15 protein-coding genes are annotated in these 21,527 nt (G+C 73.6%); 9 read left to right on the top strand and 6 right to left on the bottom strand.

The window, feature by feature from the left end:
• Positions 1-16: 16 nt before the first annotated feature.
• The 4 genes from eccCa to ACZ6Y1_RS25880 all read right to left on the bottom strand — a co-directional run bounded on the left by eccCa (position 17) and on the right by ACZ6Y1_RS25880 (position 8,159).
• Positions 17-3,991 (bottom strand): type VII secretion protein EccCa, encoded by a 3,975-nt coding sequence (gene eccCa / locus ACZ6Y1_RS25895; protein WP_469634323.1) that lies wholly within the window; start codon positions 3,989-3,991, stop codon positions 17-19.
• A gap of 52 nt (positions 3,992-4,043) precedes the next feature.
• A complete protein-coding gene (locus tag ACZ6Y1_RS25890; RefSeq protein ID WP_469634319.1) occupies positions 4,044-6,206 on the bottom strand; it encodes a MinD/ParA family ATP-binding protein in 2,163 nt (720 codons plus the stop codon).
• A 70-nt stretch (positions 6,207-6,276) separates the two neighbouring features.
• Positions 6,277-7,632, bottom strand: a complete 1,356-nt coding sequence (eccD, locus tag ACZ6Y1_RS25885; RefSeq protein WP_469634316.1) for a type VII secretion integral membrane protein EccD — start codon at positions 7,630-7,632, stop codon at positions 6,277-6,279.
• Positions 7,633-7,739: 107 nt separating this feature from the next.
• Complete coding sequence (locus tag ACZ6Y1_RS25880; protein WP_469634313.1) at positions 7,740-8,159, bottom strand: hypothetical protein; 420 nt, start codon at positions 8,157-8,159, stop codon at positions 7,740-7,742.
• A 298-nt stretch (positions 8,160-8,457) separates the two neighbouring features.
• Here ACZ6Y1_RS25880 and ACZ6Y1_RS25875 point away from each other — a divergent pair, with 298 nt between their 5' ends.
• The 4 genes from ACZ6Y1_RS25875 to ACZ6Y1_RS25860 all read left to right on the top strand — a co-directional run bounded on the left by ACZ6Y1_RS25875 (position 8,458) and on the right by ACZ6Y1_RS25860 (position 12,171).
• Positions 8,458-9,678, top strand: a complete 1,221-nt coding sequence (locus tag ACZ6Y1_RS25875; protein ID WP_469634310.1) for a serine hydrolase domain-containing protein — start codon at positions 8,458-8,460, stop codon at positions 9,676-9,678.
• Between the two features lie 83 nt (positions 9,679-9,761).
• On the top strand, positions 9,762-10,241 hold the full coding sequence (locus tag ACZ6Y1_RS25870; protein ID WP_469634307.1) for a GNAT family N-acetyltransferase: 480 nt from the start codon (positions 9,762-9,764) through the stop codon (positions 10,239-10,241).
• A gap of 55 nt (positions 10,242-10,296) precedes the next feature.
• Positions 10,297-10,830 (top strand): SigE family RNA polymerase sigma factor, encoded by a 534-nt coding sequence (locus ACZ6Y1_RS25865; RefSeq protein ID WP_469634304.1) that lies wholly within the window; start codon positions 10,297-10,299, stop codon positions 10,828-10,830.
• Positions 10,831-10,914: 84 nt separating this feature from the next.
• A complete protein-coding gene (locus ACZ6Y1_RS25860; RefSeq protein ID WP_469634300.1) occupies positions 10,915-12,171 on the top strand; it encodes a hypothetical protein in 1,257 nt (418 codons plus the stop codon).
• Positions 12,172-12,242: 71 nt separating this feature from the next.
• Here ACZ6Y1_RS25860 and ACZ6Y1_RS25855 read toward each other — a convergent pair whose 3' ends face one another.
• On the bottom strand, positions 12,243-13,907 hold the full coding sequence (locus tag ACZ6Y1_RS25855; protein WP_469634298.1) for a bifunctional 3'-5' exonuclease/DNA polymerase: 1,665 nt from the start codon (positions 13,905-13,907) through the stop codon (positions 12,243-12,245).
• A gap of 351 nt (positions 13,908-14,258) precedes the next feature.
• On the opposite strand from ACZ6Y1_RS25855, the gene ACZ6Y1_RS25850 reads away from it, so the two are divergent.
• The 3 genes from ACZ6Y1_RS25850 (at position 14,259) to ACZ6Y1_RS25840 (ending at position 18,131) form a co-directional block, all read left to right on the top strand.
• Positions 14,259-15,434, top strand: a complete 1,176-nt coding sequence (locus ACZ6Y1_RS25850) for a DUF2786 domain-containing protein (protein WP_469634295.1) — start codon at positions 14,259-14,261, stop codon at positions 15,432-15,434.
• Between the two features lie 262 nt (positions 15,435-15,696).
• Positions 15,697-17,742 carry an FUSC family protein gene (locus tag ACZ6Y1_RS25845; RefSeq protein ID WP_469634292.1) on the top strand — a complete coding sequence of 682 codons (2,046 nt, stop codon included), beginning with the start codon at positions 15,697-15,699 and terminating at the stop codon, positions 17,740-17,742.
• Between the two features lie 143 nt (positions 17,743-17,885).
• A complete protein-coding gene (locus ACZ6Y1_RS25840; protein ID WP_469634289.1) occupies positions 17,886-18,131 on the top strand; it encodes a DUF397 domain-containing protein in 246 nt (81 codons plus the stop codon).
• 130 nt (positions 18,132-18,261) lie between these two features.
• Here ACZ6Y1_RS25840 and ACZ6Y1_RS25835 read toward each other — a convergent pair whose 3' ends face one another.
• A complete protein-coding gene (locus ACZ6Y1_RS25835; protein WP_469634286.1) occupies positions 18,262-18,750 on the bottom strand; it encodes an ATP-binding protein in 489 nt (162 codons plus the stop codon).
• A 351-nt stretch (positions 18,751-19,101) separates the two neighbouring features.
• On the opposite strand from ACZ6Y1_RS25835, the gene ACZ6Y1_RS25830 reads away from it, so the two are divergent.
• A complete protein-coding gene (locus ACZ6Y1_RS25830) occupies positions 19,102-19,980 on the top strand; it encodes a helix-turn-helix domain-containing protein (protein WP_384755693.1) in 879 nt (292 codons plus the stop codon).
• Between the two features lie 89 nt (positions 19,981-20,069).
• A complete protein-coding gene (locus ACZ6Y1_RS25825) occupies positions 20,070-21,527 on the top strand; it encodes an aldehyde dehydrogenase family protein (RefSeq protein ID WP_469634283.1) in 1,458 nt (485 codons plus the stop codon).

The following is a 21,527-nucleotide window of genomic DNA, read 5'->3' as shown; positions in this document are numbered from 1 at the left end:
GTGGTCGTGCGGTCCTTCACTCGGGGGTGTACACGGTCTGGACGAGGCGGTTGGACTGGCCCCTGCGGACGAGGACGCCGCGGCCGGGCGGCTGCTGCGAGGCGTACACGCCCGGGAACAGCTGGCCCTCGCCGCGGTCGCCCGCCATGACGATCGCGGAGGCCCCCGATTCGCGCAGGCCCTGCACCAGCGGCTCGTACATCCCGCGCGAGGCACCGGCGACCCGCCGGGTCAGGACGAAGTGCAGGCCGATGTCCTGGGCCGACGGGATGTACGGCAGGAACGGCTGCAGCGGCGACTGCCCGGCCGTCGTCAGCACGTCGTAGTCGTCGACGAGGACGACGATCCGCGGCCCGCCGCCCCAGCTGCCGGGCTCCAGGTCCTCCAGCGCGGCGCTGTCGTCGGGCAGCCGCCGCTCCAGCTCGGTGGCGATGCCCGCGGCCAGGCCCGCGCACAGCTTGGCGTTGTACGCGTAGCCGCCGTTGAACTCCTCCGGGATCGCACCGCGCAGTCCGCGCCGCGGGTCCATGATCGCGAAGACCAGCTCGTCCTCTCCGTAGCGCTCGATCAGCCCGGCCGCGACGGTCTTGAGCAGGTTGGTCTTGCCGCACTCGCTGTCTCCCATGACCAGCAGGTGCTGGTCGTGGTGGAACAGGTCGAGCAGTACGGGCGCCAGCGCGCCCTGGTCCAGGCCGATCGGCACCCGCTTCGGCTCGGCCACCGGGCCCGGCAGCAGGTGCGGCTCCAGCATGTGCGGCAGCACCCGTACCGGCTGGGCGGCCTCGCCGGTCCAGGTGGCGCGGACGGTGCGCGCCGTGCGCTCCAGCACCGCGCCCAGCTCGGCGGTGTCGCGCAGGCCGTCCGTCCGGGGCAGTGCGACCTGGGCGAAGAGCTTGCCGTCGGTCAGGACGCGGCCGGGCTCGTCGGGGGAGAGCGTCTCGGCGAGCTTGCGCTCGATGCTGGACTCGCTGGGGTCGTTGAGGCGCAGTTCGACCCGGGTGCCGAAGTTCGACTGGGTCGCGATGCGTACGTCGTTCCAGCGGAGCATGCCGGCGACGACGTGGATGCCGTAGCCGCCGCCGCGCTTGAGGATGTCGGCGATCGCGTCGTCGAGCTCCTCGAAGTCGTCGCGCAGCGCGCCGAACCCGTCGATGACAAGGACGATCTCGGCGGAGGCCAGCTGCGGCAGGCGGCCCGCCGCGTGCAGGGTGCGCAGCTGCTCCACGGAGTCGATGCCGTGGTCGCGGAAGAGGTCCTCGCGGGTCGCGAGCATGTTCCGCACCTCTTCGACGGTACGGGCCGCGCGCTCGCGGTCGGCGCGTCCCGCGATGCCGCCGACGTGCGGCAGGCCCGACAGGGCCTGCAGGCCGCCGCCGACCAGGTCGAGCCCGTAGACGCCGACCTCCTGCGGGGTGTGCGTCAGCGCGAGCGAGAGGACGAGGGTGCGCAGCAGGGTGGTCTTGCCTGACTGGGGGCCGCCGATGACGGCGGCGTGGCCGCCCGCGACGGTCAGGTCGAGGTACCACTCGCCCTGCCACTGCCGGGTCGGGTCGTCGAGCAGGCCGAGCGGCACGCTGAGCCGGCCGCGGCGCTTGGAGAGCTGCATGCCGCGCGCGCCCACGTCGAGGGGGCCGGCGACGGCGTCCAGGGGGATCGCCTCGGGCAGCGGCGGCAGCCAGATGCGGCGCACCGGGCCGGCGGCCTTCTCCAGCTGCTCGACTATGACTCCCAGCTCGGTCGGCCCGGTCTCCCGGCGGCGGCTGGAGGGCTCCTGCGGGCCGGTGTTCTCCGGCTCCGACAGGGTGTTGAAGGCCTCGTACTCCAGGGCGAGGGGGCCGGTGTCCTCCTGCTCCGCGCGCTGGACGGGGCCGTGGTAGCCGCCGGAGACGTAGCTGGCCTTGAACCGCTCGTAGTGGCTGGTGTCGACCTTGAGGTAGCCGAAGCCGGGCAGGGGCGGGAGGTGGAAGGCGTCCGAGGTGTCCAGGACCGTACGGGACTCGTCGGCGGAGAAGGTGCGCAGGCCCAGCCGGTACGAGAGGTACGTGTCGAGGCCCTTGAGCCGGCCGCCCTCGATGCGCTGGCTGGACAGCAGCAGGTGCACGCCGATGGACCGGCCGATCCGGCCGATGGACAGGAACAGGTCGATGAAGTCGGGTTTGGCGGTGAGCAGTTCGCCGAACTCGTCGATGACGACGAAGAGGTGCGGCAGCGGCTCCAGGTCGGGCCGGCGCTCGGCGCGCAGCGCGGCGTAGTCACCGATGTCGGCCACGTTGCCCGCGTCCTTGAGGACCTGCTGGCGGCGCTTGACCTCGCCGGCGAGGGAGGCGTGGACGCGCTCGACGAGCCCGGCCTGGTTCTCCAGGTTGGTGATGACACCGGCGACGTGCGGCAGGTCCGCGAAGGGCGCGAAGGTCGCGCCGCCCTTGTAGTCGACGAGGACCAGGGCGAGGTCCTCCGGCGGGTGCGTGGCCACCAGGGCGAGGACGAGGGTGCGCAGCAGTTCGGACTTGCCGGAGCCGGTCGCGCCGACGCACAGGCCGTGCGGGCCCATGCCCAGTTCGGAGGACTCCTTCAGGTCGAGCAGCACGGGCTCGCGCGCGTCGCTGATGCCGATGGGGACGCGCAGGAAGGCGCGTTCGCCGCGCGGGGCCCACAGGCTCCCCAGGTCGAGACGGGCCACGTCGTCGATGCCGAGGAGGTCGGCGAAGTCGACGGGCCCGGACAGCGGGGCGTCGATGAGGGATTCGGCGGACAGCCGCAGCGGGGCGAGCATCCGGGCCAGGCCCTCGGCGAAGGGGATGCCGACCTCGTCCACGGTGCCGTGGGCGCTGATGGGCTCGTCCTGGCGCAGGTCCTCGATGAACACCCGGTCGCCGTCGACGGTGATGCGCACGCCCACGTGGCCGGGCTCCTGGACCCGCTGGTCGAGCAGGTGGAGCACGGTGACTCCCATCTCCCGTAGACCCACCGCGTCGTCGGGGCGCGGCAGTTCGACGGCGTCCTCACCGTGCCCGTCGGTCACGACGAGCAGCCGCGAGGTCATCGACAGGGCGTCCTGGCCGGACAGTCCGCGGCGCACCTCGGCCGCGTAGGAGGCGCGACGGCGCAGTTCCGGGCCGATCTGCCGGGCGAGCTGGGCGGTGGAGGGGGCGATCCGGCGGGCGGCGACGGGGCCGTCGAGCTGCTCGGTGTCGAGGAGGTGCGGCATCCACTTGGCCCACTCCCAGTCGGGGAGCCGGTCGCCGGGCACGGCCAGGGCGATCGCCACGTCGTCGGGGGCGTGCAGGGAGGCGGCCTGGACGAGCAGGGCGCGGGCGACGCGGAGGCAGTCCTCGCGGGGGCCGACGACGCTGATGTTGCCGACGCGGTCGAGCGGGACGGTCAGCGGGAGGTCGATGCCGCTGCGGAAGCGGGCGGTGAGCGCCGACGCCTCGTTGAGCATGAAGCGGTCGGGCGGGGTGAGGACGGTGGAGCCCTGCTGGCCGATCTGCAGGTCGCGTACGGGCATTTCGCCGGTGCCGACGCGCACGCGAAGGAAGTCGGCGTCGACGCGGCGGCGCTCCCACAGCCGGGCCGGGTCGCGGACGATGTCGTACAGGGCGTGCGGGGGCGGGTTGAGCACGTCGGCGAGCTCGCCGCGCTCCCGTTCCTCGCCGGCGAGCTCCTCGCGCAGGTCCTCCAGGTAGGCGAGGTAGGCCTCGCGCTGGGTGCGGCGGGTGCGCTGGGCCTTGCCGCGCTGCGAGAAGACGAGCGCGAGCGAGCCGATGACGGTGACGACGAGGATCAGTGCGCCGAGCCCGGCGAACTGGCTGTTGCGGACGACCGTCATCATCACGACGGACGACATGACGCCGGCCACGGGCAGCAGCGACATCGCGATGTTGCCCGCCTTCCCCTCGGGGAGGTTGGGCGGGGCCTCGATGAGGCGGGCGGCGGGGGCGGCAAGGGGCCGGACGGTCCTGGCCGGGCGGTGGATCAGTCGGGTGCTCATGGTTGGTGTCGTCCGCCGTTCGCGGTCGGGCTCGTGGGGCTCGGCATGTCGGTCAGTGGCGTTGCTGGGACAGCTGGAAGACGTCCGCGGCGAGCCGGGCGGCGGTCTGCCGGGTGGAGTGGGCGAGCAGTTCGGTGCGGATGCGGCCGCCGGCCGCCAGATGGCGGTCGTACGGGAGGACGTGGACGCTCGTCCCGGTGGACTGCAGGCTGCGGACGGCCTCGTCGAGGCCGATGCCGGAGTGCGGGGACTGCTCGGTGAGCACGACGACCGTGCCGGCGATCACGTGCGGGGGCAGGCCCTGCATCCACTGGAGGACGGCGTACGTGCTCATGACGCCGTCGAGGGTGGCGGGGGTGGTCAGGACACGGGCCTGGGAGGCGGTGAGCGCGACGCGGGCCACCTCGGCGGGCAGCGTCTCGCAGTCGACGACGGTCACGCCGAAGTAGCGGCGCAGGGCGACCATGGCCCGCTCGTAGGAGCGGGTGTCGAGCATCGCGCCGATCTGGCCCTGGCTGCCGGGCAGCAGCCAGGCGTTGTCGCGGAGCTGGACGAGGTAGCCGGTGATGTCGAGCAGGGACATCTGGGGTTCGACGATGTCCGCGATGTCGCCGGTGGTCCAGCGCAGGGACTCGGCGCCGAGGCGGATCGGCAGCGAGCCGAGGGCGGGGTCGGCCTCGACGAAGAGGACGGGGTCCTGGCGGTAGTGGGCGTACGTGGTCCCCAGGAGGGCCGCGACGGTGGACTTGCCGGCGCCGCCGCGGATGGAGGTGACGGCGATCTGGCGGCCGGTGGTCACGGGCGCCTGGAGCAGCTCGGCGGCGCGGGTGGCTTCGGCGACCTCGCGGGCCGCGGATGAGGAAACGATTCGTCGGACGGCGCGGGTGGCGCGGGCGGCGAAGGGCTCTCCGTGCAGGGGCTTGCGGCCGGCGGAGGCGACCTTGCGGTCGACGGGGGGACGGGAGTCGGGGGTACGGGCGCCCGGCCTGGCGCCCTGTCGGGCGGCCTTGCCGAGCGGGGCGTTGCCCTGCGGGGCGGCCGCGTTGCCGGGACCGGGGTAGCCGTACGCGGGGGCGTGGCCCGGCTGGGCGGCGGGGTTGCCGGGGTACCCCTGCGGGGCGGCCGTGTGGTGGGCGGCCTGTGCCTGGGCCGGGCCGGGGTAGCCGTACGCGGCGGCCTGGGCCTGCTGGGCGGCGGGGTCGCTCTGCGGGGCAGCTGCCTGGCCCGGGCCCTGCTGGGGGGTGGCCTGGTGGGGGAAGCCCTGGGGATCGGCCGCGCGGCCGGGGCCGGGGTAGCCGTAGGCGGCGGCTTGCGCCTGCTGGGCGGCGGGGTTGCCGGGGTACCCCTGCGGGGCGGCCGTGTGGCCGGCGGCTTGTGCCTGGGCCGGGCCCGGGTAGCCGTATCCGGTGGCGGGGCCCTGCGCCTTGGGCCGGTCCGGGTATGCGGGCGCCTGGCCCTGCCGGGCGGCGGGGTCGTCGGGGTACCCCTGGCCCGGACTCGGGTAGCCGTATGCCTGGGCCTGCTGGGCGGTGGCCTGCGGGGGGAATCCCTGCGGATCGGCCGCGTGGCCGGGGCCGGGGTAGCCGTACGCGGCGGCCTGGCCCTGCTGGGCGGCCGGGTGACCGGGGTACCCCTGCTGCACCGCTGCCGCGGGCTGCGGCGCAGGCTGGCCCTGCTGGCCCTGCTGGCCCTGCTGGCCCTGCTGGCCCTGCTGGCCCTGCTGGCCCTGCTGGCCCTGCTGGCCCTGCTGGCCCTGCTGGCCCTGGGCGGGGTGCGGTGCGCCGGGGCCGTGCTGGGGCTGGGTGGCGTGCTGGGCCGCATGGCCCGGGGTGGGTATACCGGCCTGCGGTGCGCCCTGGCCCGGGTGCGGTGCCGACCCCTGCGGCGCGCCCTGGCCGGCGTGGGGTGCCGACCCCGGAGCCTGGCGGGGGTGGGGTGTCGGCCCCTGCGGTGCGCCCTGGCCCGGGTGCGGTGCCGACCCCTGCGGCGCGCCCTGGCCGGCGTGGGGTGCCGACCCCTGCGGCGCGCCCTGGCCGGCGTGGGGTGCCGACCCCGGAGCCTGGCCCGGGTGGGGTGCGGGTGCGCCCTGGCCGGGGTTCGGTGCCTCTTGGGGCGGGGGCGGCTGGGTGCCGTCGGGTTGGTCCGGGGGTGTGGTCGGGGGTCCGGACCTCAGGTCGCGCAGGACGTCGCCCTGCCAGTTGTCTCCGCTCGGCATGTCTGCCCCTGCCCCTCTTCTTCCTTCGACCCGCTGCCCCGCCCGGAGCGCCTGCGCGTTGACTCGGTTCTCAGAACTTGTTGAGCAGCTGCCCGTACACGCCGAACACCCCGACGGCGAGCGGGAACAGCCCCACCATGCCGATCGACTCGACGAGGTCGGCGCTGCGCCCCAGCCGGACCCGCACGTGATCCGGCGGCTGCACCGCCAGGACGAGCAGCGGCAGCAGCGCGGCCATCCCCAGGACGGCGAGCGGACCGGCGCCCCCGCCGTGGTCGCTCCACAGCATCACGAGGCGTACGACGAGCACCGCCGCGGCGGCGAACAGCGCGACGACCTCCGCGACCAGCGGGAACGCCCGCGCCCTCGACAGCAGCACCACGGCGACGAGCGCCGGCAGGGCCACCGTCCACACGCTCGGCTCCGCGGCCAGCGTCAGCAGCCAGCCGGCGGCCGCCGCCGAGGCGGCGGTGGCGATCGTCGCGAGCGCGAGCCCGCGGTGCGTGGCGGCGAGCGCGTTGCCCACCTCGTGGCGGCTGACGGAGGTACCGCCCGAGCGGCGGTCGTCGAGCGCGGTGAGCCCCGAGGCCATCAGCGCGAGCCGTGGCAGCACGCCGAGCAGCACCACGGAGACCAGGGCCATGACCGCGCCGAGCCGGGCCGGTTCGTCCTGCACGACGGCGACGGCCTCCCACAGGGCGGTCAGCACGGCGACGGCCGCGGCGCCCATCAGCCCGCCGCGGCCGAGCGGCGAGAAGAAGCCGAGCATCACCAGCGACACGACGAGCGCGGCCGCGACCCCGGCGAGCCGGGCGGTCCCCGGCCAGTGGCCGGCGTCGGCGGCGGTCCACGCCGTGAGAACGCCCAGCCCGCCGGAGGCGAGCAGGAGGGCGGTCGACAGGCCCTGGTTGCCGCGCCCGTTCCGCGCGGCGACCGCACCGGCCGCCAGCAGGACGAGCGTGACGGCCGCGAGGGCGCCGGCCAGGGCGCCGAGCGCGAACTCGCGGCGCGCGAGCAGCGCGGCGGTGACCGTGATCGCGACGGTCGCCACCCCGGCACTGGCCCGGCGGGCGGCGGGCCGCCAGCGCCAGGCCTGCAGATCGAGGTCGTCGGCCACCAGGTCGGTGACGTCGTGGACGACGGGGGCGGGCGGCGCGGAGTGCGTCCTGACGAGCCGCAGGACGGCGCCGTCGGCTATCCCGGCCGACGCGAGCGTGCTGTCGTGCGGCAGCGCGGAACCGTCGGAGGTGATCAGCTGACGGGTCATCGGGCGCGACGCGGCCCGGTCGTCGAGCAAGTAAAGGATGTCGGGTAGCAGTTGCCCGATCGGGGTGTCCGAGGGCAGGACGATGTCCGCCCGACGCCGTTCGCCGACGAGCGTCACCCGGCTCAGTTGCGCACGGGAAGTCGTTGCTGTGCTCACCACTTACGGGAACCTATCATCGCGGCGTTGCGACCTTTCGGGGCCAAAGGGACACAGCTCTGCTCCCGGACTGTGAACTCTCCCGGATCTGCACATCGCTGCTGCTTCATCTACGAATGCGACGGCTTCGGCGACTTGGCCGACGCGGAGTGCGAGGGCTGCGGGGTCTTCGACGATTTCGGCGGCTTCGACGGGCCGGGCGAGGACGCGGACGGGCTCGCCGGTCCCGACGGCTCCTTCGACTTGGTCGACGGCCCGGGCTGCGGCAGCGGTCCCTGTTGTTGTTGCTGTTGCTGTTGCTGTTGTTTCTGCTGCTCGGCCTTCTGCTTCGCGAGGGTGTGCTGGACGAAGGACCAGCCGACGCATCCCGCGCACAGGACGGCCGCGATGGCGATGCCCGCGAACATCTTCCCGAGCCGCTCATCGGCCGTCCGCCGCGCCCGCTGCGCGCCGAACAGCAGCGCGTCCCTCATCCTGCGGCGGCGTACTGCCACCGATTCCAGAAGCTGGCTGTCGTAGTCCCGTGCCATCCGTCGTCCGTCGCCTCAGTCTCGGCTCGTCGAGCGCCAACTACCGCTGCGGGGGCACGTCACGCCCGTACGACTGCCCGTCACGACTGCCGTACGGCTGCCCGTACGGCGGTGTGTACGACGGTGCGTACGACTGTGCGATCCCCCGTTTTGCCTCTGCAACATAGAGCATCTGCGGGCGGCGGGCACGTCCGGACCCGCGCCGCAACCCGTGGCCGGCCGCGGGCTGCGGTCGCCGGGGCAGAGGGGCGGGGATAGCTTGGAGAGGCGGGGGCGTCTGTGGTGCAGGAGGCCGGCCATGGTGATACGCGTGCGGAGGGCGGCCGTCTGGGCGGCCGCGGTCGGGATGGCGGTGGTGCCCGTCGGGGCGACCGCCGGTACCGCTTGGGGTGCTCCCGGGACCACGGCGGTGGGCCCGGCCGCCGCGGCCCCGCTCCGGGACGACGGGGACTTCGCGCAGCTCACGCCCGCCGTGCAGCGGCAGCTGGACCAGGCCGTGCGCGAGGTGATGGCGCAGGCCCACGTGCCCGGGGTGATGGTGCACCTGTCCGCGCCCGGCAAGGGCTCGTACGTGAAGGCCTTCGGGGTCGCCGACAAGACGACCCGCGCCCCCATGCGCACCGACATGCACATGCGGATCGGCAGCGTCACCAAGACCTTCACGGTGACGGCCCTGCTCCAGCTCGTGGACCAGGGCAAGGTCGGTCTGGACGACCCGATCGCCAAGTACGTCGCGGGGGTCCCCAACGGGGACCGGATCACGCTGCGCCAGCTCGCCGAGATGCGCAGCGGGCTGTTCAACTACTCCGAGGACCCGGGGTTCGACAAGGCTTTCTTCACCGACCCGGACCGCCCGTTCACCCCGCAGGAGCTGCTCGGGTACTCCTTCAAGCACCCCGTGATGTTCGAGCCCGGTGCGAAGTTCTTCTACTCCAACACCAATCTGATCCTGCTCGGGCTGGTCGTGGAGAAGCAGACCGGGCAGCACCTGAACGACTACATCAACGACAAGGTCGTCGCGGCGGCGAAACTGCCGGACACCCTCTTCCCCGTGGGCGCCGAGTTCCCCCAGCCGCACGCACACGGCTACACGAACCAGACGCTGACCGGGAAGGTCGAGGACTCGACCGACTGGAACCCCTCCTGGGGCTGGGCGGCCGGAGCGATGATCTCCGACCTCGACGACATGACGTCCTGGGCGAAGACCCTGGCCACCGGGACCCTGCTGACCCCCGCCACGCAGGCCCAGCGGCTGAAGGTCATCGGCGCCCTGCCGGGCACGGGCTACGGCCTGGGGATCTTCAACCTCCAGGGCTGGATCGGGCACAACGGGTCGCTGCCGGGGTACGAGGCCGTCGTCACCTACATGCCCGAGGCCGAGGCCACGATGGTCATCCTGCTGAACACCGACATCACCGCGGAGGGCGAGGAGCCGAGCACGCTCTTCGCCGAGGCCATCACCAAGATCGTGACGCCGGACCACGTCTACTCGCTGCCCGCCCAGTCCACGACGAAGTAGCAGGGCCGCGGGCCGCCATCGGGGGCGCCCGTCCCTGCGCGCACAATGGGTCCGGCGCGCAGGGACGGACGAAGGAGACGGGTGTGGACGGTCAGGTCACGCAACAGGGATCGGGAATCGCGCTTCGTGTCGCGGGGGAGGCGGACGTCGAGGCGGCGGCCGCGCTGTTCCGCGGCTACCTCGACTTCTACGAGGTGGAGGTGACCGATCCGGACCGGCCCCGCGCCTTCCTGGCCGAGCGGATCGCGAAGGACGAGTCGCTGATCCTGCTCGCCGACGCGCCGGGCGTCGGCACGGTCGGATTCGCCCAGGTCTACCGGGCCTTCTCCTCGCTCACCATGGGCACCGCCTGGATCCTCAACGACCTGTACGTGGCCCCGGAAGGCCGCCGCACCGGCGCCGGCCGGGCCCTGCTGCGCGAGGTGCTGCGCCGGGCGCGGGAGGCCGGGGTGGCCGGGGTGCAGCTGGAGACCGCCTACGACAACACGGTCGCGCAGGGGCTGTACGAGTCGGAGGGCTTCGTACGCGAGGAGTTCCACGTGTACTTCCACGAACTCGGTTGAAACATTTCCCGGTGGCCGCCGCGTCGAAGGGGTGAGACGACGCGAGGGGGAGTAGATGCGGCAGGGTCGCAGGGACGGGTTCCGTGAGTTCGCGGAAGGCAGATCGGGGCACCTGTACCGGTCGGCCTGCCTGCTGGCCAGCGGGGACACCCATCTCGCGGAGGACCTCGTACAGGAGACCCTGGGCCGGATGTACCTGCTCTGGGGGCGCATCACCCGTATCGACAATCCGGCGGCGTACGCGCAGACCGTGCTCGTACGGGCCTTCCTGACGCATCAGCGCCGGCGGTCGGCGGGAGAGCGCCCGGTCGGGGAGTTCCCCGAATCGGGGGTGGCGGCCGCCGGTCCGGGCTCCCGCTCGGGCTCCGGCGATCCCGCGCTGCGGCTGACGCTGCTGCAGGCGCTGGGGCGGCTCGCGCCCAAGGACCGGGCGGTGCTCGTGCTGCGGTACTGGGAGGACCGCAGTGTCGAGGAGACCGCCGACGCGATGAACACCAGCTCGGCGGCGGTCCGGACCCGGACCACACGGGCCCTCGGCCGGCTCAGGGAGCAACTGGGCGGCAGCATCACCGAGTTCGCGGGCCTCTGAGAACCGGAAAGGTCCGGCTCCGCGTCGCGCGGCCGCCGGTTCGGGCCCTTTCACACCCCTGAAAAACGGAAGGTTTGGTTCCCCATGCCCTTTGAAGACGAGCTCGGCGAAGCCCTCCGGCGTGCGGGGGACGGTTTCACGGCCGACCGGCACGCCCTTGTGGAGGCCGGTGAGCGGCGCGGGCGGCGGCTCGTGGCCCGACGCCGGGCGGCCGTGATCGGCGGATCGGTGCTGTCACTGGCGCTGATCGGCGCGGGCGGCGCGTACACCAGTGGCCTGCTGGACGGGGCTGAGCGGGTCGATGTCGCGGCGCCGCCCGCGCCACAGGGCGGGCAGTCCGGCAAGAGCGGTTCCCCGGACGCGTGGAAGCCCAGGGGCGGGACCGGTGCGGTCAGCGGCACACAGCTGGTCGCGATCCTCAAGGAGCTGCTCCCGCCGGGGGACTTCGCGCCCGGCAACGTGTCGGGCACCGAGACGTCGACCCCGTTCGTCGGCGGCGTGTACGACGACGGCAAGGGCAAGTCGACCATCCTGTTCGGCCTCAACCGGGTGGACCCGAACGGATTCAACGCCCGTCAGCTGACCGAGTGCGGGGACAAGAACATCCAGGAGTACGACGACTGCACGGTGGAGCAGCTGGCGGACGGCTCCAAGGTGCTGGTCGAGCAGGGCTACGAGTACCCGGACCGCCGCGTGGACACCAAGGTCTGGCGGGCCGTGCTGGTGACCCCGCAGGGCTTCCAGGTGAACTTGTCGGAGAACAACTCGGCGGCGGAGAAGGGCGCGGGCACCTCCCGGTCGAACCCGCCGCTCACCCCTGCCCAGTTGAAGGCAGTGGTCACCTCGGACAAGTGGCGCCCGGCACTGGACGACATGCCGGCGGCCGACGAGGAGGAGTTCCGCCGGCCCGGGTCCGCGACGCCGCTGCGGGACCGGGAGGCCTTGGAGGCACTGGAGGGCCTGGTGGCCAAGTACGGGATCCCGGTCGCCTCCAAGGGCGGGGAGAGCGGGTACGGCTACGTCGTCCTCGACGACGGCAAGGGCAAGTCCCTGGTCCAGCTCAACGTCGTCCGGGACACCGGAGCCCCGGAGTTCAAGGGCAACGTCGCCCCGCTGGAGGACGGCACTCAGGTCAGGGTCACCCAGCGGCCCGCCGAGAAGGGCAAGGGCGTGGTCGAGTGGACCGTGGACACCCTGCGCAAGAACGGCCTGCGCGTGACGCTCACGGCCTACAACACCGCCAACATCAGCGGCGCGGCCACCCGTACGACACCCGCGCTCACGCTGGACCGGATGAAGGAGCTCGCGACCGCCCCGGGCTGGAACCGGGACCGGAACTAGGGGGTGTTGCGAAGGTCCTGTGTGGGCGCCGTGCGGGACTTTCGCAACCCCCCCAGCCCGTCCGGCGGCGCTCATTTCGCGTCGGCGTAGCACTCCACGACCGCCGTGGTGAACGGGAACCGGACCGGGGTGTCGCCGAAGGTGATCCGCCCGGCCCGGTCACCGGCCGCCCGGATCGCCTCGGCGACGGCCTCCGCCTCCTCGGCCGGGCAGTGCACGATCACCTCGTCGTGCTGGAAGAACACCAGCTCGGCCCGCATTCCGGCGAGTGCCTGCCGCAGGGCCGCGAGCAGCAGCAGGGCCCAGTCCGCGGCGCTGCCCTGCACGACGAAGTTCCGGGTGAAACGCCCGCGGGCCCGGGGGTTGGCCGAGGCGTAGCTCGGGGTCCAGCCCTCCTCCTGGTCCTGCGGGATCCCCGCCTCCCCGTCCTCGGGGGCCCCGGCCGGCGGCGGGCAGGTGCGGCCCAGCCAGGTCCGTACGAGCCGGCCCTCCTCCCCGGCCCGCGCCGCCTCGTCCACGTACGCCACGGCGCGCGGGAAGCGGCGGCGCAGGGCGGCGAGGTTCTTGAGGCCGTCGCCGGAGGTCTGGCCGTACACCGCGCCCAGCACGGCGATCTTGGCCTTGTCGCGGTCGCCGGAGAAGCCCTGTCGGGAGACGGCGGTGTAGAGGTCCTCCGGCCGCCCGGCCACCTCCATGAACGCTGGATCGCGGGAGATCGCGGCCAGCACGCGCGGCTCCATCTGGTCGGCGTCGGCGACGACGAGCCGCCAGCCCGGGTCGGCGACGACGGCCCGGCGGATCACCTTGGGGATCTGCAGGGCCCCGCCGCCGTTGGTGACCCAGCGGCCGGTGAGGGTGCCGCCGGGGATGAACTCCGGGCGGAAGCGGCCGTCGTGGACCCAGTCCGCGAGCCAGCTCCAGCCGTGGGCGGTGTAGATCCGGTACAGCTTCTTGTACGCGAGGAGGGGCTCGACGGCCGGGTGGTCGAGCCCCTGGATCTCCCAGCGACGGGTCGACTTCAGCTTGATGCCGGCCTCGGCGAAGGCCTTGACGACGTCGGCCGGCAGATCGGGGCGCACCCGGCGGCCGAACGCGGTGGAGATCCGGTCGGCCAGCTCGGCGAGGCGGCGGGGCTCGCCGCCGCCGGCGTACCGCTCGCCGAGCAGCTGGGTCAGCAGCGCCCGGTGCACGTCGGCCCGCCAGGGCAGGCCCGCGCGGTGCATTTCGGCGGCGACGAGGAAGGCCGCGGACTCGGAGGCGGTGAGCAGCCGCATGCGGTCGGGGTGGGCGGTGGCGTCGATGCGCTTCGCCTGGTCGGCGTGGACGGCGAGCAGGGCGTCCAGGGGGACGGGGGCGGGGCGGGCGTCGAAGAGGGAGTCCTGGGTGCCCGGCTCGGCGGCGCGCTGCGGGGGGTCCGGGGGCACGGGGGCGTTGGTGAGCCGGGCCCAGGCGGCGGCGGCCGAGCGGGGCTCGCCGGAGCGGCCCTCGTGGCCGAGGAGCAGCAGCTCGGCGTCCTCGACGTCGTAGCAGCGCTCCACGCGGGCGCCGGCGGCGAGCAGGCGGGGGTAGACGGCGGCGGTGGACTGCCAGATCCAGCGGGTGGCGGGGGGTGCGGCGCGGATCGCCTCCGCGGGGTCGCCGACGCGGAGGGGCTCGGCCGCCGGCTCGACGGGCGCGGCGAGCCACGACCCGTCGCCGTCCTCGGCCAGGGCCCACCTGGCCGCGTGCTCGCTCACGGGTGCGAGTGTCCCACCGGGGTCTGACAGTGCGGGGCAGCCGGGCGGCGTGCCGGGTGCGGCGCCGCTGCGGGGGCTCGGCTCCGGGGGCTCCGCGCCCCACGCCCCCGGGCCCCCGGCGGCCCCCGGGCCCCCGGGCCCCCGGGCCCCCGGGCCCTCACGCCCCCGGGCCCTCACGCCCCCGGGCCCCCGGGCCCCCGGGCCCCGCGCCTCAAACGCCGGCGGGGCCGGAAGATCCAGCCCCGCGGAGCGGCACCACCCGCGCAGCGGCCGCCACCGCCGGGGAGCCGTCGCCCCGGCCCGGCCGGTGACCCTGCGACGTCGCCGCGGCGGCATGCCAAGCTGGACGGCGTGAGAGACCTTGCCGAGACCGTCGACCGAGCCTTCGCCGCAGCCCTGTACGCCCAGGACGACGCCGGGCTGGACACCGGCGCTTCCGTCCTGGCGGCGGACCCGGCCGCCTGGCCCGGCGTCGGCCGGGAGCTGCTCGCGCGCGGGGAGGGGTACGTACGGCAGGCCTGGGAGCGGGGGTGGCAGCCGGCCGACCTGCTGCGGCTGGTGCGGCGGGACCTCGACGAGCGGCACATACGCGTCACCGGCGACCTCATAGCCGGCGAGGCGCGCCGCTACGCCCGGCTCCCCGAGCGGTGGACCGAGGCCGAGGTGTGGTGGGCGTCCGACCAGGAGTACGCCGAGGGGCTCGCGCAGCGCGAACGGACGGACCGGTTCACCCTGGCGACCGTGCTGCTGGAGGTGTTCCGGCTGCTGATCCGGCTGCCCTCCGTCGAACCGGTGGGCCCGCTGCCCGGGGATCCCCTGGACGAGCACGAACACGCCCACATCGAGCCCCGTGTGCTCGGCCGTATCAGGGCCCTGCTCGCCAAGGCCGAGGCGACCGGCTTCCCCGAGGAGGCGGAGGCGCTCAGCGCCAAGGCCCAGGAGCTGATGGCCCGGCACACCGTGGACGAGGCGCTGCTGGCCGCGCGCGGAGGCCGCCCGCGCCAGGTCCCGGGGGCCTGCCGGATCGGGGTCGAGCCGCCGTACGAGGAGGCCAAGGCGGTGCTGCTGGACGCGGTGGCCACGGCCAACCGCTGCCGGGCGGTGTGGAACAGCGCCTTCGAGTTCTCCACGGTGGTCGGCTTCGAGAGCGACCTGGAGGCGGTGGAGCTGCTGTACACCTCGCTGCTGGTGCAGGGCATGGCGGCGATGAGCCGCGCGGAGGCCGCGCAGCGGGCCGGGGGACGCAAGCGGACCAAGACCTTCCGGCAGTCCTTCCTGCTCGCGTACGCCAGCCGGCTCGGGCGGCGGCTGGCGGAGACCGCGGAGCACGCGGTGAGCGGGGAGCCGGACAACCTGCCGGCGCTGGTGGCGCGTGACGTGGCGGTCACCTCCCGGGCGGACGAGATGTTCCCGAAGACGACGACGACCCGGCTGCGGGGGGCGACGGATCTCGCGGGCTGGGAGGACGGGACGGCCGCCGCCGATGCCGCGCACGTCGGCGGCAGCCGCGCACCCCTGCCGCGGTAGCCCCGGCCCGTGCGGCGCCGCTGCGGTCCACCCCCGGACCCCCGCGCCTCAAGCCCCGGCGGGGCCGGATCCGGCCGGTGCCGCCGCGTCCAGCCCCTTCGGCGTTTGAGGAGCGGGGTGCGGGGCGGAGCCCCGGTGTCGCGCAGCGGCACTTCTGCCGCCGTGCCGCCCGTTACCGGTCCCCGGCGGAGCCCACCCGCGCCGCGCGCGGACCGCCACCCCAAACCAGGGCGCAAGCGGCAAAACGGTAGGGTCGGGACTCATGAGCTGGCTCCGGGCGCTGAAGGACACCGCCCGCACCGGCATGACCGTCGAGCGGACCCGCCTGGAGCCGCTCGTCGCGCTGCGGGCCACCGCCGGGCTCGCCGTCGTCCTCGAGGTCTCCCTCGCGCTCCTCGGCCCCGGCGCCGCCGCCAGTTCCGCGTTCGGCGCGTTCATGGCCGCCATCGCCACGTTCCAGCAGAGCTGGCGCCCCCGGCCCGTGCTCGCGCTCGCCTCCGGGCTGACCCTGGCCGTGTCCACCTTCGTCGGCTACCTCGTCGGCTCCTCGCACACCGTGCTGTTCCTCGCCCTGCTCGCCGTATGGACCTTCGCCGCGGGAATGATGTGGGCCGCCGGCCCCACCGCCGGGATCATCGCCTCGGGCAACGTCGCGATCATGCTGGTCACCGTCACCCTGCCGACCTCCGTGCCGCAGGCCGCCGGGCACGCCGCGATGATCGCCGCCGGCGGGGTGGTCCAGGCCCTGCTCATCGTGGTCTTCCCGGTCCGCCGCTGGGGCGCCCAGCGCGACGCCCTGGCCGACGCGCTCGCCGCCGAGGCCGACTACGCCCGGCGGCTGCGGCAGGACCCCCTCGCCCCGTTCGACCCGCAGCCCCTGATGCGGGCGCGGGCCGCCGCCACCGTCACCCCGCGCCAGGCCCGTCGGCGCCCCGCCGAGCTGCACGGGGCGCGGGGACTCGCGGAGCGGATCCGGCCCGTGCTGGCCTCGCTTGCCGACCCGGCCGTCGGGGCCGAGGCGGAGGGGCCCGGCCGGGACCGGGTGCGGGAGCTGCTCGCCGCCGCGGGCGCCGTCCTGGACGCCGCCGCGCACGCGATCCGGCACGGGGAACCGGTCGCCCTGCCCGCCCCGTCCCTCGCGGTGCTCAAGTCCCCGGACACGGCCGACCTCCTCACCGGGGCCCCACTGCGCGCCGCGCGCCGGCTCTCCGCGCTGCTGGACGACGTACTGGAGACGGCCCAGCCCGGATCGGGCCGCACCGCCGACCCCGGCGAGTCGATGCTGCGGCCCACCCTGCCGCGGCTCGCCCCGCTGGTGGCGAAGGCCGTACGGGCCGAGCTGCGCCCCGGCTCGCCGGTGCTGCGGCACGCGCTGCGGCTCACCGCCGTGGCCTGCGCCGGGTACCTGATCGGCCACGCCCTGCCCTTCGGGCACGCCTACTGGGCCCCGATGGCCTCCGTCATGGTCATGCGGCCCGACTTCAGCCAGACGTACGCGCGGGCCGTCGCCCGCTTCTGCGGCACCCTCGCCGGGGTGGCCGTCGCGACGGGGATCGTCCAGCTCGTGCACCCCGGCGTGTACTTCTCCGGCTTCCTCGCCGTGGTCAGCGCGGGCCTGATGTACGTGCTGATGCGCACCGGGTACGCCGTCGCGCAGCTGTTCGTCTCCGCGTACGTGGTCTTCCTGCTCGGCATGGGCGGCGTCGGCTGGGGCCAGACGGTGCCCGACCGGGTCGCCCTCACCCTCGTCGGCGGGCTGCTCGCCATGATCGGTTACGCGGTCTACCCGGCTTGGGAGACCCCGCGGCTGCGCACCCGCCTCGCCGACTGGATCGCCGCCGACGGGCGCTACGCGGCAGCCGTGTTGAGCCAGTACGCCGATCCCGCGGCCGCCCGCCGCTCCGACGTGCGCGAGGCCCTGCTGGCGGCGCGCGACGCCCGGGTCGCCTGGCAGGACGCGCTGGACCGGGCCGCCGGGGAGCCGGTGCGCCACCGGGGCCTGTCCCGGGCGGCGGCCGACGACGCGGGTGACGCCCTGGCGGCGCTGGGCCGCCACGCCATGCTCCTGGAGGCGCACCTCCCCGACCGCGCGCACGACCCGGTGCCCGGCGCGGCCGCCCTCGCGCACGCGCTGCGCATCGCCACGGAGGCGGGCGCGAGGGAGGTGCGCGAGCGGCGGGTCCCGTGCTGGGACGGGGTCAGGACGGTGCTGGCGGACTGGGAGGCTCCGCGGCCGGGGGCGCTGCGGGGGGCCGCCGAACAGCTGCTGGAGTCACTGGACGAGGTCTCGGAGGCCCTCCGCCCTTAGCGATGGGGCCAGGGAGGCCCGAGAGATGCCCTGTCTGTGATCAAGGGACCACCCTCCGCGTGCACGTGCATCTGCCCATGCATGCGCTTATGAACACAGCTATGATCCGGTGGAGTTGACATCTGCACTATCGGGGGCTTCCTGTGGACCACGCGTACAACGGGATGGCAGCTGCAGAACTCGCTACCACGTTCGGGCTGACCTGGCAGAAGAGCAGACACAGCAACTCGCAGGGATCCTGCGTGGAGTTCGCGAAGCTGCCGGGCGGCGACGTCGCCGTCCGCAACTCGCGCTTCCCGGACGGACCGGCGCTCGTCTACACACCGGCCGAGATAGAGGCCCTGCTCCTGGGCGTCAAGGACGGCGAGTTCGACCACCTGGTCGGCTGACGGGGCCGGCGGAGAACAGAGCGACCATCAGTCGTCATCAAGCCGTGCACGTGCACCGGCCGGGACCGATCGCAATGATCGGTCCCGGCCGGATGGCGTACGTGCGCGACCGCCGCGCCCCGCGCGCGGCTCAGTCGTGGAGCAGGAACAGCGCCCAGACCACCTTGCCGGTCAGCCGGCCCGCGAGCGGGTGCCAGCCCCAGGTGTCGCTGTACGCGTCCACGAGGAACAGGCCCCGCCCGGACTCCAGGTCGCAGTTCTCCTCCGCCCGCTCCGGGGAGAAGGCCCCGCCGGGCCGGTCCTCGCTGGGGTCGCGCACGGCACACACCAGACGGGTGCTCCACCGCATCAGGTGCAGCCGCACCGACGGCTCCGGCTCGGCCTCCGGCCCCCGCGCATCCTCCGGCAGTGCGTGGCGCAGCGCGTTGGTGACGAGTTCGGAGACGACCAGCGCCACGTCGTCGAAGCGCTCTTCGAGACCCCACTGGGCCAGGGTCGAGCGGGTGAAGGAACGTGCCCCGCGCACCGCGTCGAAGCGGGCGGGCAGGGCACATGACGCGGACCCGGAGACAGCCGAGGGGTCGACCGGGGGAAGCCCCTGCCGTAACGGCTCGAGCATGGTCGATCCATTCGTCCCCATGCGAGGCACTCCCGGGATTCGCGGGCGAAGCGGCGGCTCCGTCCAAAGAGAACTGCGGGGTGGGTCCGGCGCCGGCGCGAAGAGCACGCAGGTGCGCGGTGACCATCGTTCCGAATGGGAGAGCCGGATGCAAGGGCAGATGCACGTGCACGCGCCGGACCTGTCCGCTCCCGTGACGGTTCTTGCTCATTTCTTCCTACGCATACTTACGGACTTCTTTTCCGGGCGGCGGGATTCCGTTACAGAACGAGTACGGGCCGATGCGTTTTGGTGGCAGACTGCGGCCTCTGGGGTGCGGGGGCCCCTCGACGCGCACGCATGCCAATTGCGATGGGGAGGGCAGTACTAGTGACCGCAGAAGCCAGCGGTTCCGTGGTGCGCCGCATCCTCCTGGGCTCCCAGCTCAGGCGACTCCGTGAATCCCGCGGTATCACCCGCGAGGCGGCCGGCTACTCGATCCGCGCATCCGAATCGAAGATCAGCCGCTTGGAGTTGGGAAGGGTGAGCTTCAAGGCCAGAGACGTGGAGGACCTCCTCACGCTCTACGGAGTCATGGACACGACCGAACGCGAGTCCCTGCTGGGACTGGTCCGCGAGGCCAACGCGACCGGCTGGTGGCACAGTTACGGCGACGTGCTGCCCGGGTGGTTCCAGACGTACATCGGCCTGGAGGGCGCGGCGTCGCTCATCAGGATCTACGAAGTCCAGTTCGTGCACGGCCTCCTGCAGACCGAGGCCTACGCGCACGCCGTCGTCAGCCGCGGCATGCCCGGCGCCACCGCCGCCGAGATCGACCGCCGCGTGGCCCTGCGCCTGGAGCGGCAGAAGGTCCTGGTGTCCGAGAGCGCGCCGGTCTTCCACGCCGTCCTCGACGAGGCCGCGCTGCGCCGGCCGTACGGCGACCGCGATGTGATGCGCGGGCAGTTGGAGCACCTCATCGAGGTCTCCCAGCGGCCCAACGTCCAGCTCCAGGTGATGCCCTTCTCCTTCGGCGGTCACGCGGGCGAGAGCGGGGCATTCACCCTGCTGCGCTTCCCCGAGTCCGACCTCCAGGACATCGTCTATCTGGAACAGCTCACCAGTGCCCTCTACCTCGACAAAGAGGAGGAAGTGGGGCAGTACGAGCGGGCGATGGCGCGGCTGCAGGAGGACTGCCCGGACCCGGACCAGACGCGTGATCTTCTGCGTGGTCTGCTCCAACTGTCTTGATCCGCACGTAGTATGACGTCTGATCAGTGCATGATGACCGATCGGTCTCCGGTGCAGCGCACGGGTGCGCGCTCGCAGTAAGGGATGGCATGTCCATATTCAGCGAACTCGCTCACCAGTACATCGACGGCGAATGGCTGGCCGGCAACGGTTCCTGGGACATCATCGACGTCAACCCTTACAACGGCGAGAAGCTCGCGGCCATCACCGTGGCCACCGTCGAGCAGGTGGACCAGGCCTACCGCGGCGCCGAACGCGCCCAGCGCGAATGGGCCGCCACCAGCCCCTACACCAGACGCGAGGTCCTGGAACGCGCCCTGCGGATCACCGAGGAGCGCGAGAAGGAGATCGTCGAGGCGATGATCGACGAACTCGGCGGGACCCGTCCCAAGGCCGAGTACGAGGTCTACCTCGCCAAGGAGTTCATCCGCGAGTCGATCCAGCTCGCCGTCCGCCCCGAGGGCCGGATCCTGGCCTCGCCCGTCGAGGGCAAGGAGAACCGGGTCCAGCGCCTCCCCGTCGGCGTCGTCACCGTGATCAGCCCGTTCAACTTCCCCTTCCTGGTCACCCTGAAGTCCGTCGCCCCGGCCCTGGCCCTGGGCAACTCGGTCGTCATCAAGCCGAACCAGAACGCGCCCGTCGTCGGAGGCGGGCTCATCGCCAAGATCTTCGAGGAGGCCGGACTGCCGGCCGGCCTGCTGAACGTCCTGGTCACCGACATCGCCGAGATAGGCGACGCGCTCCTGACGCACCCGGTCCCCAAGGTGATCTCCTTCGCGGGATCCGACCGGGTCGGCCGGCACGTCGGCGCGGTCGCCGCCCGCCACTTCAAGCGGACGGTCCTGGAGCTCAGCGGCAACAGCGCGCTCGTCGTCCTCGACGACGCCGACCTCGACTACGCCGTCGACGCGGCCGTCTTCAGCCGCTTCGTCTACCAGGGCCAGGTCTGTATGGCCGCCAACCGGATCCTCGTCGACGCCGCCGTCGCGGAGGAGTTCACCGAGAAGTTCACCGCCCGCGTCCGCGCCCTGAAGACGGGCGACCCGCACGAGCCCGACACCCAGATCGGCCCGCTGATCAACTCCTTCCAGGCCGACGCCCTCACCGCCCTCGTGGACAAGGCCGTCGAGTCCGGCGCGCGGGCCCTCGTACGCGGCGCTACGCGCGGCAACCTGGTCGAACCCACCGTGCTCGCCGGCCTCCCCGAGGACTCCCCGCTGCTGGGCCAGGAGATCTTCGGCCCCGTCGCCCTCCTCGTGGTCTTCGACGGCGAGGACGAGGCCGTACGGCTGACCAACGCGACCCCGTACGGGCTGAGCGGCGCCGTGCACACCCGGGACGTCGAACGCGGCGTGCGCTTCGCCCAGCGGATCGAGACCGGGATGATCCACGTCAACGACTCCACCATCGGCGACGAGCCCCTGGCCGCCTTCGGCGGCGAGAAGGCCTCCGGGCTGGGCCGGCTGAACGGCGAGGCGACCGTCGAGGCCTTCACCACCCAGAAGTGGATCTCGGTACAGCACGGCCGCAGCCGGTTCCCGTTCTGA

Source organism: Streptomyces sp. NPDC053432 (genome assembly GCF_055585365.1).
The sequence above is the reverse complement of the archived record's forward strand: the minus strand, read 5'-3'. Positions and strand labels throughout refer to the sequence as shown.

Bases quoted from the DNA above. Each gene is read 5' to 3' on its own strand.
- eccCa (WP_469634323.1), bottom strand. From the start codon at position 3,991: ATGAGCACCCGACTGATCCACCGCCCGGCCAGGACCGTCCGGCCCCTT.
- ACZ6Y1_RS25890 (WP_469634319.1), bottom strand. From the start codon at position 6,206: ATGCCGAGCGGAGACAACTGGCAGGGCGACGTCCTGCGCGACCTGAGG.
- ACZ6Y1_RS25880 (WP_469634313.1), bottom strand. From the start codon at position 8,159: ATGGCACGGGACTACGACAGCCAGCTTCTGGAATCGGTGGCAGTACGC.
- ACZ6Y1_RS25875 (WP_469634310.1), top strand. From the start codon at position 8,458: ATGGTGATACGCGTGCGGAGGGCGGCCGTCTGGGCGGCCGCGGTCGGG.
- ACZ6Y1_RS25865 (WP_469634304.1), top strand. From the start codon at position 10,297: ATGCGGCAGGGTCGCAGGGACGGGTTCCGTGAGTTCGCGGAAGGCAGA.
- ACZ6Y1_RS25860 (WP_469634300.1), top strand. From the start codon at position 10,915: ATGCCCTTTGAAGACGAGCTCGGCGAAGCCCTCCGGCGTGCGGGGGAC.
- ACZ6Y1_RS25845 (WP_469634292.1), top strand. From the start codon at position 15,697: ATGAGCTGGCTCCGGGCGCTGAAGGACACCGCCCGCACCGGCATGACC.
- ACZ6Y1_RS25835 (WP_469634286.1), bottom strand. From the start codon at position 18,750: ATGCTCGAGCCGTTACGGCAGGGGCTTCCCCCGGTCGACCCCTCGGCT.
- ACZ6Y1_RS25830 (WP_384755693.1), top strand. From the start codon at position 19,102: ATGGGGAGGGCAGTACTAGTGACCGCAGAAGCCAGCGGTTCCGTGGTG.
- ACZ6Y1_RS25825 (WP_469634283.1), top strand. From the start codon at position 20,070: ATGTCCATATTCAGCGAACTCGCTCACCAGTACATCGACGGCGAATGG.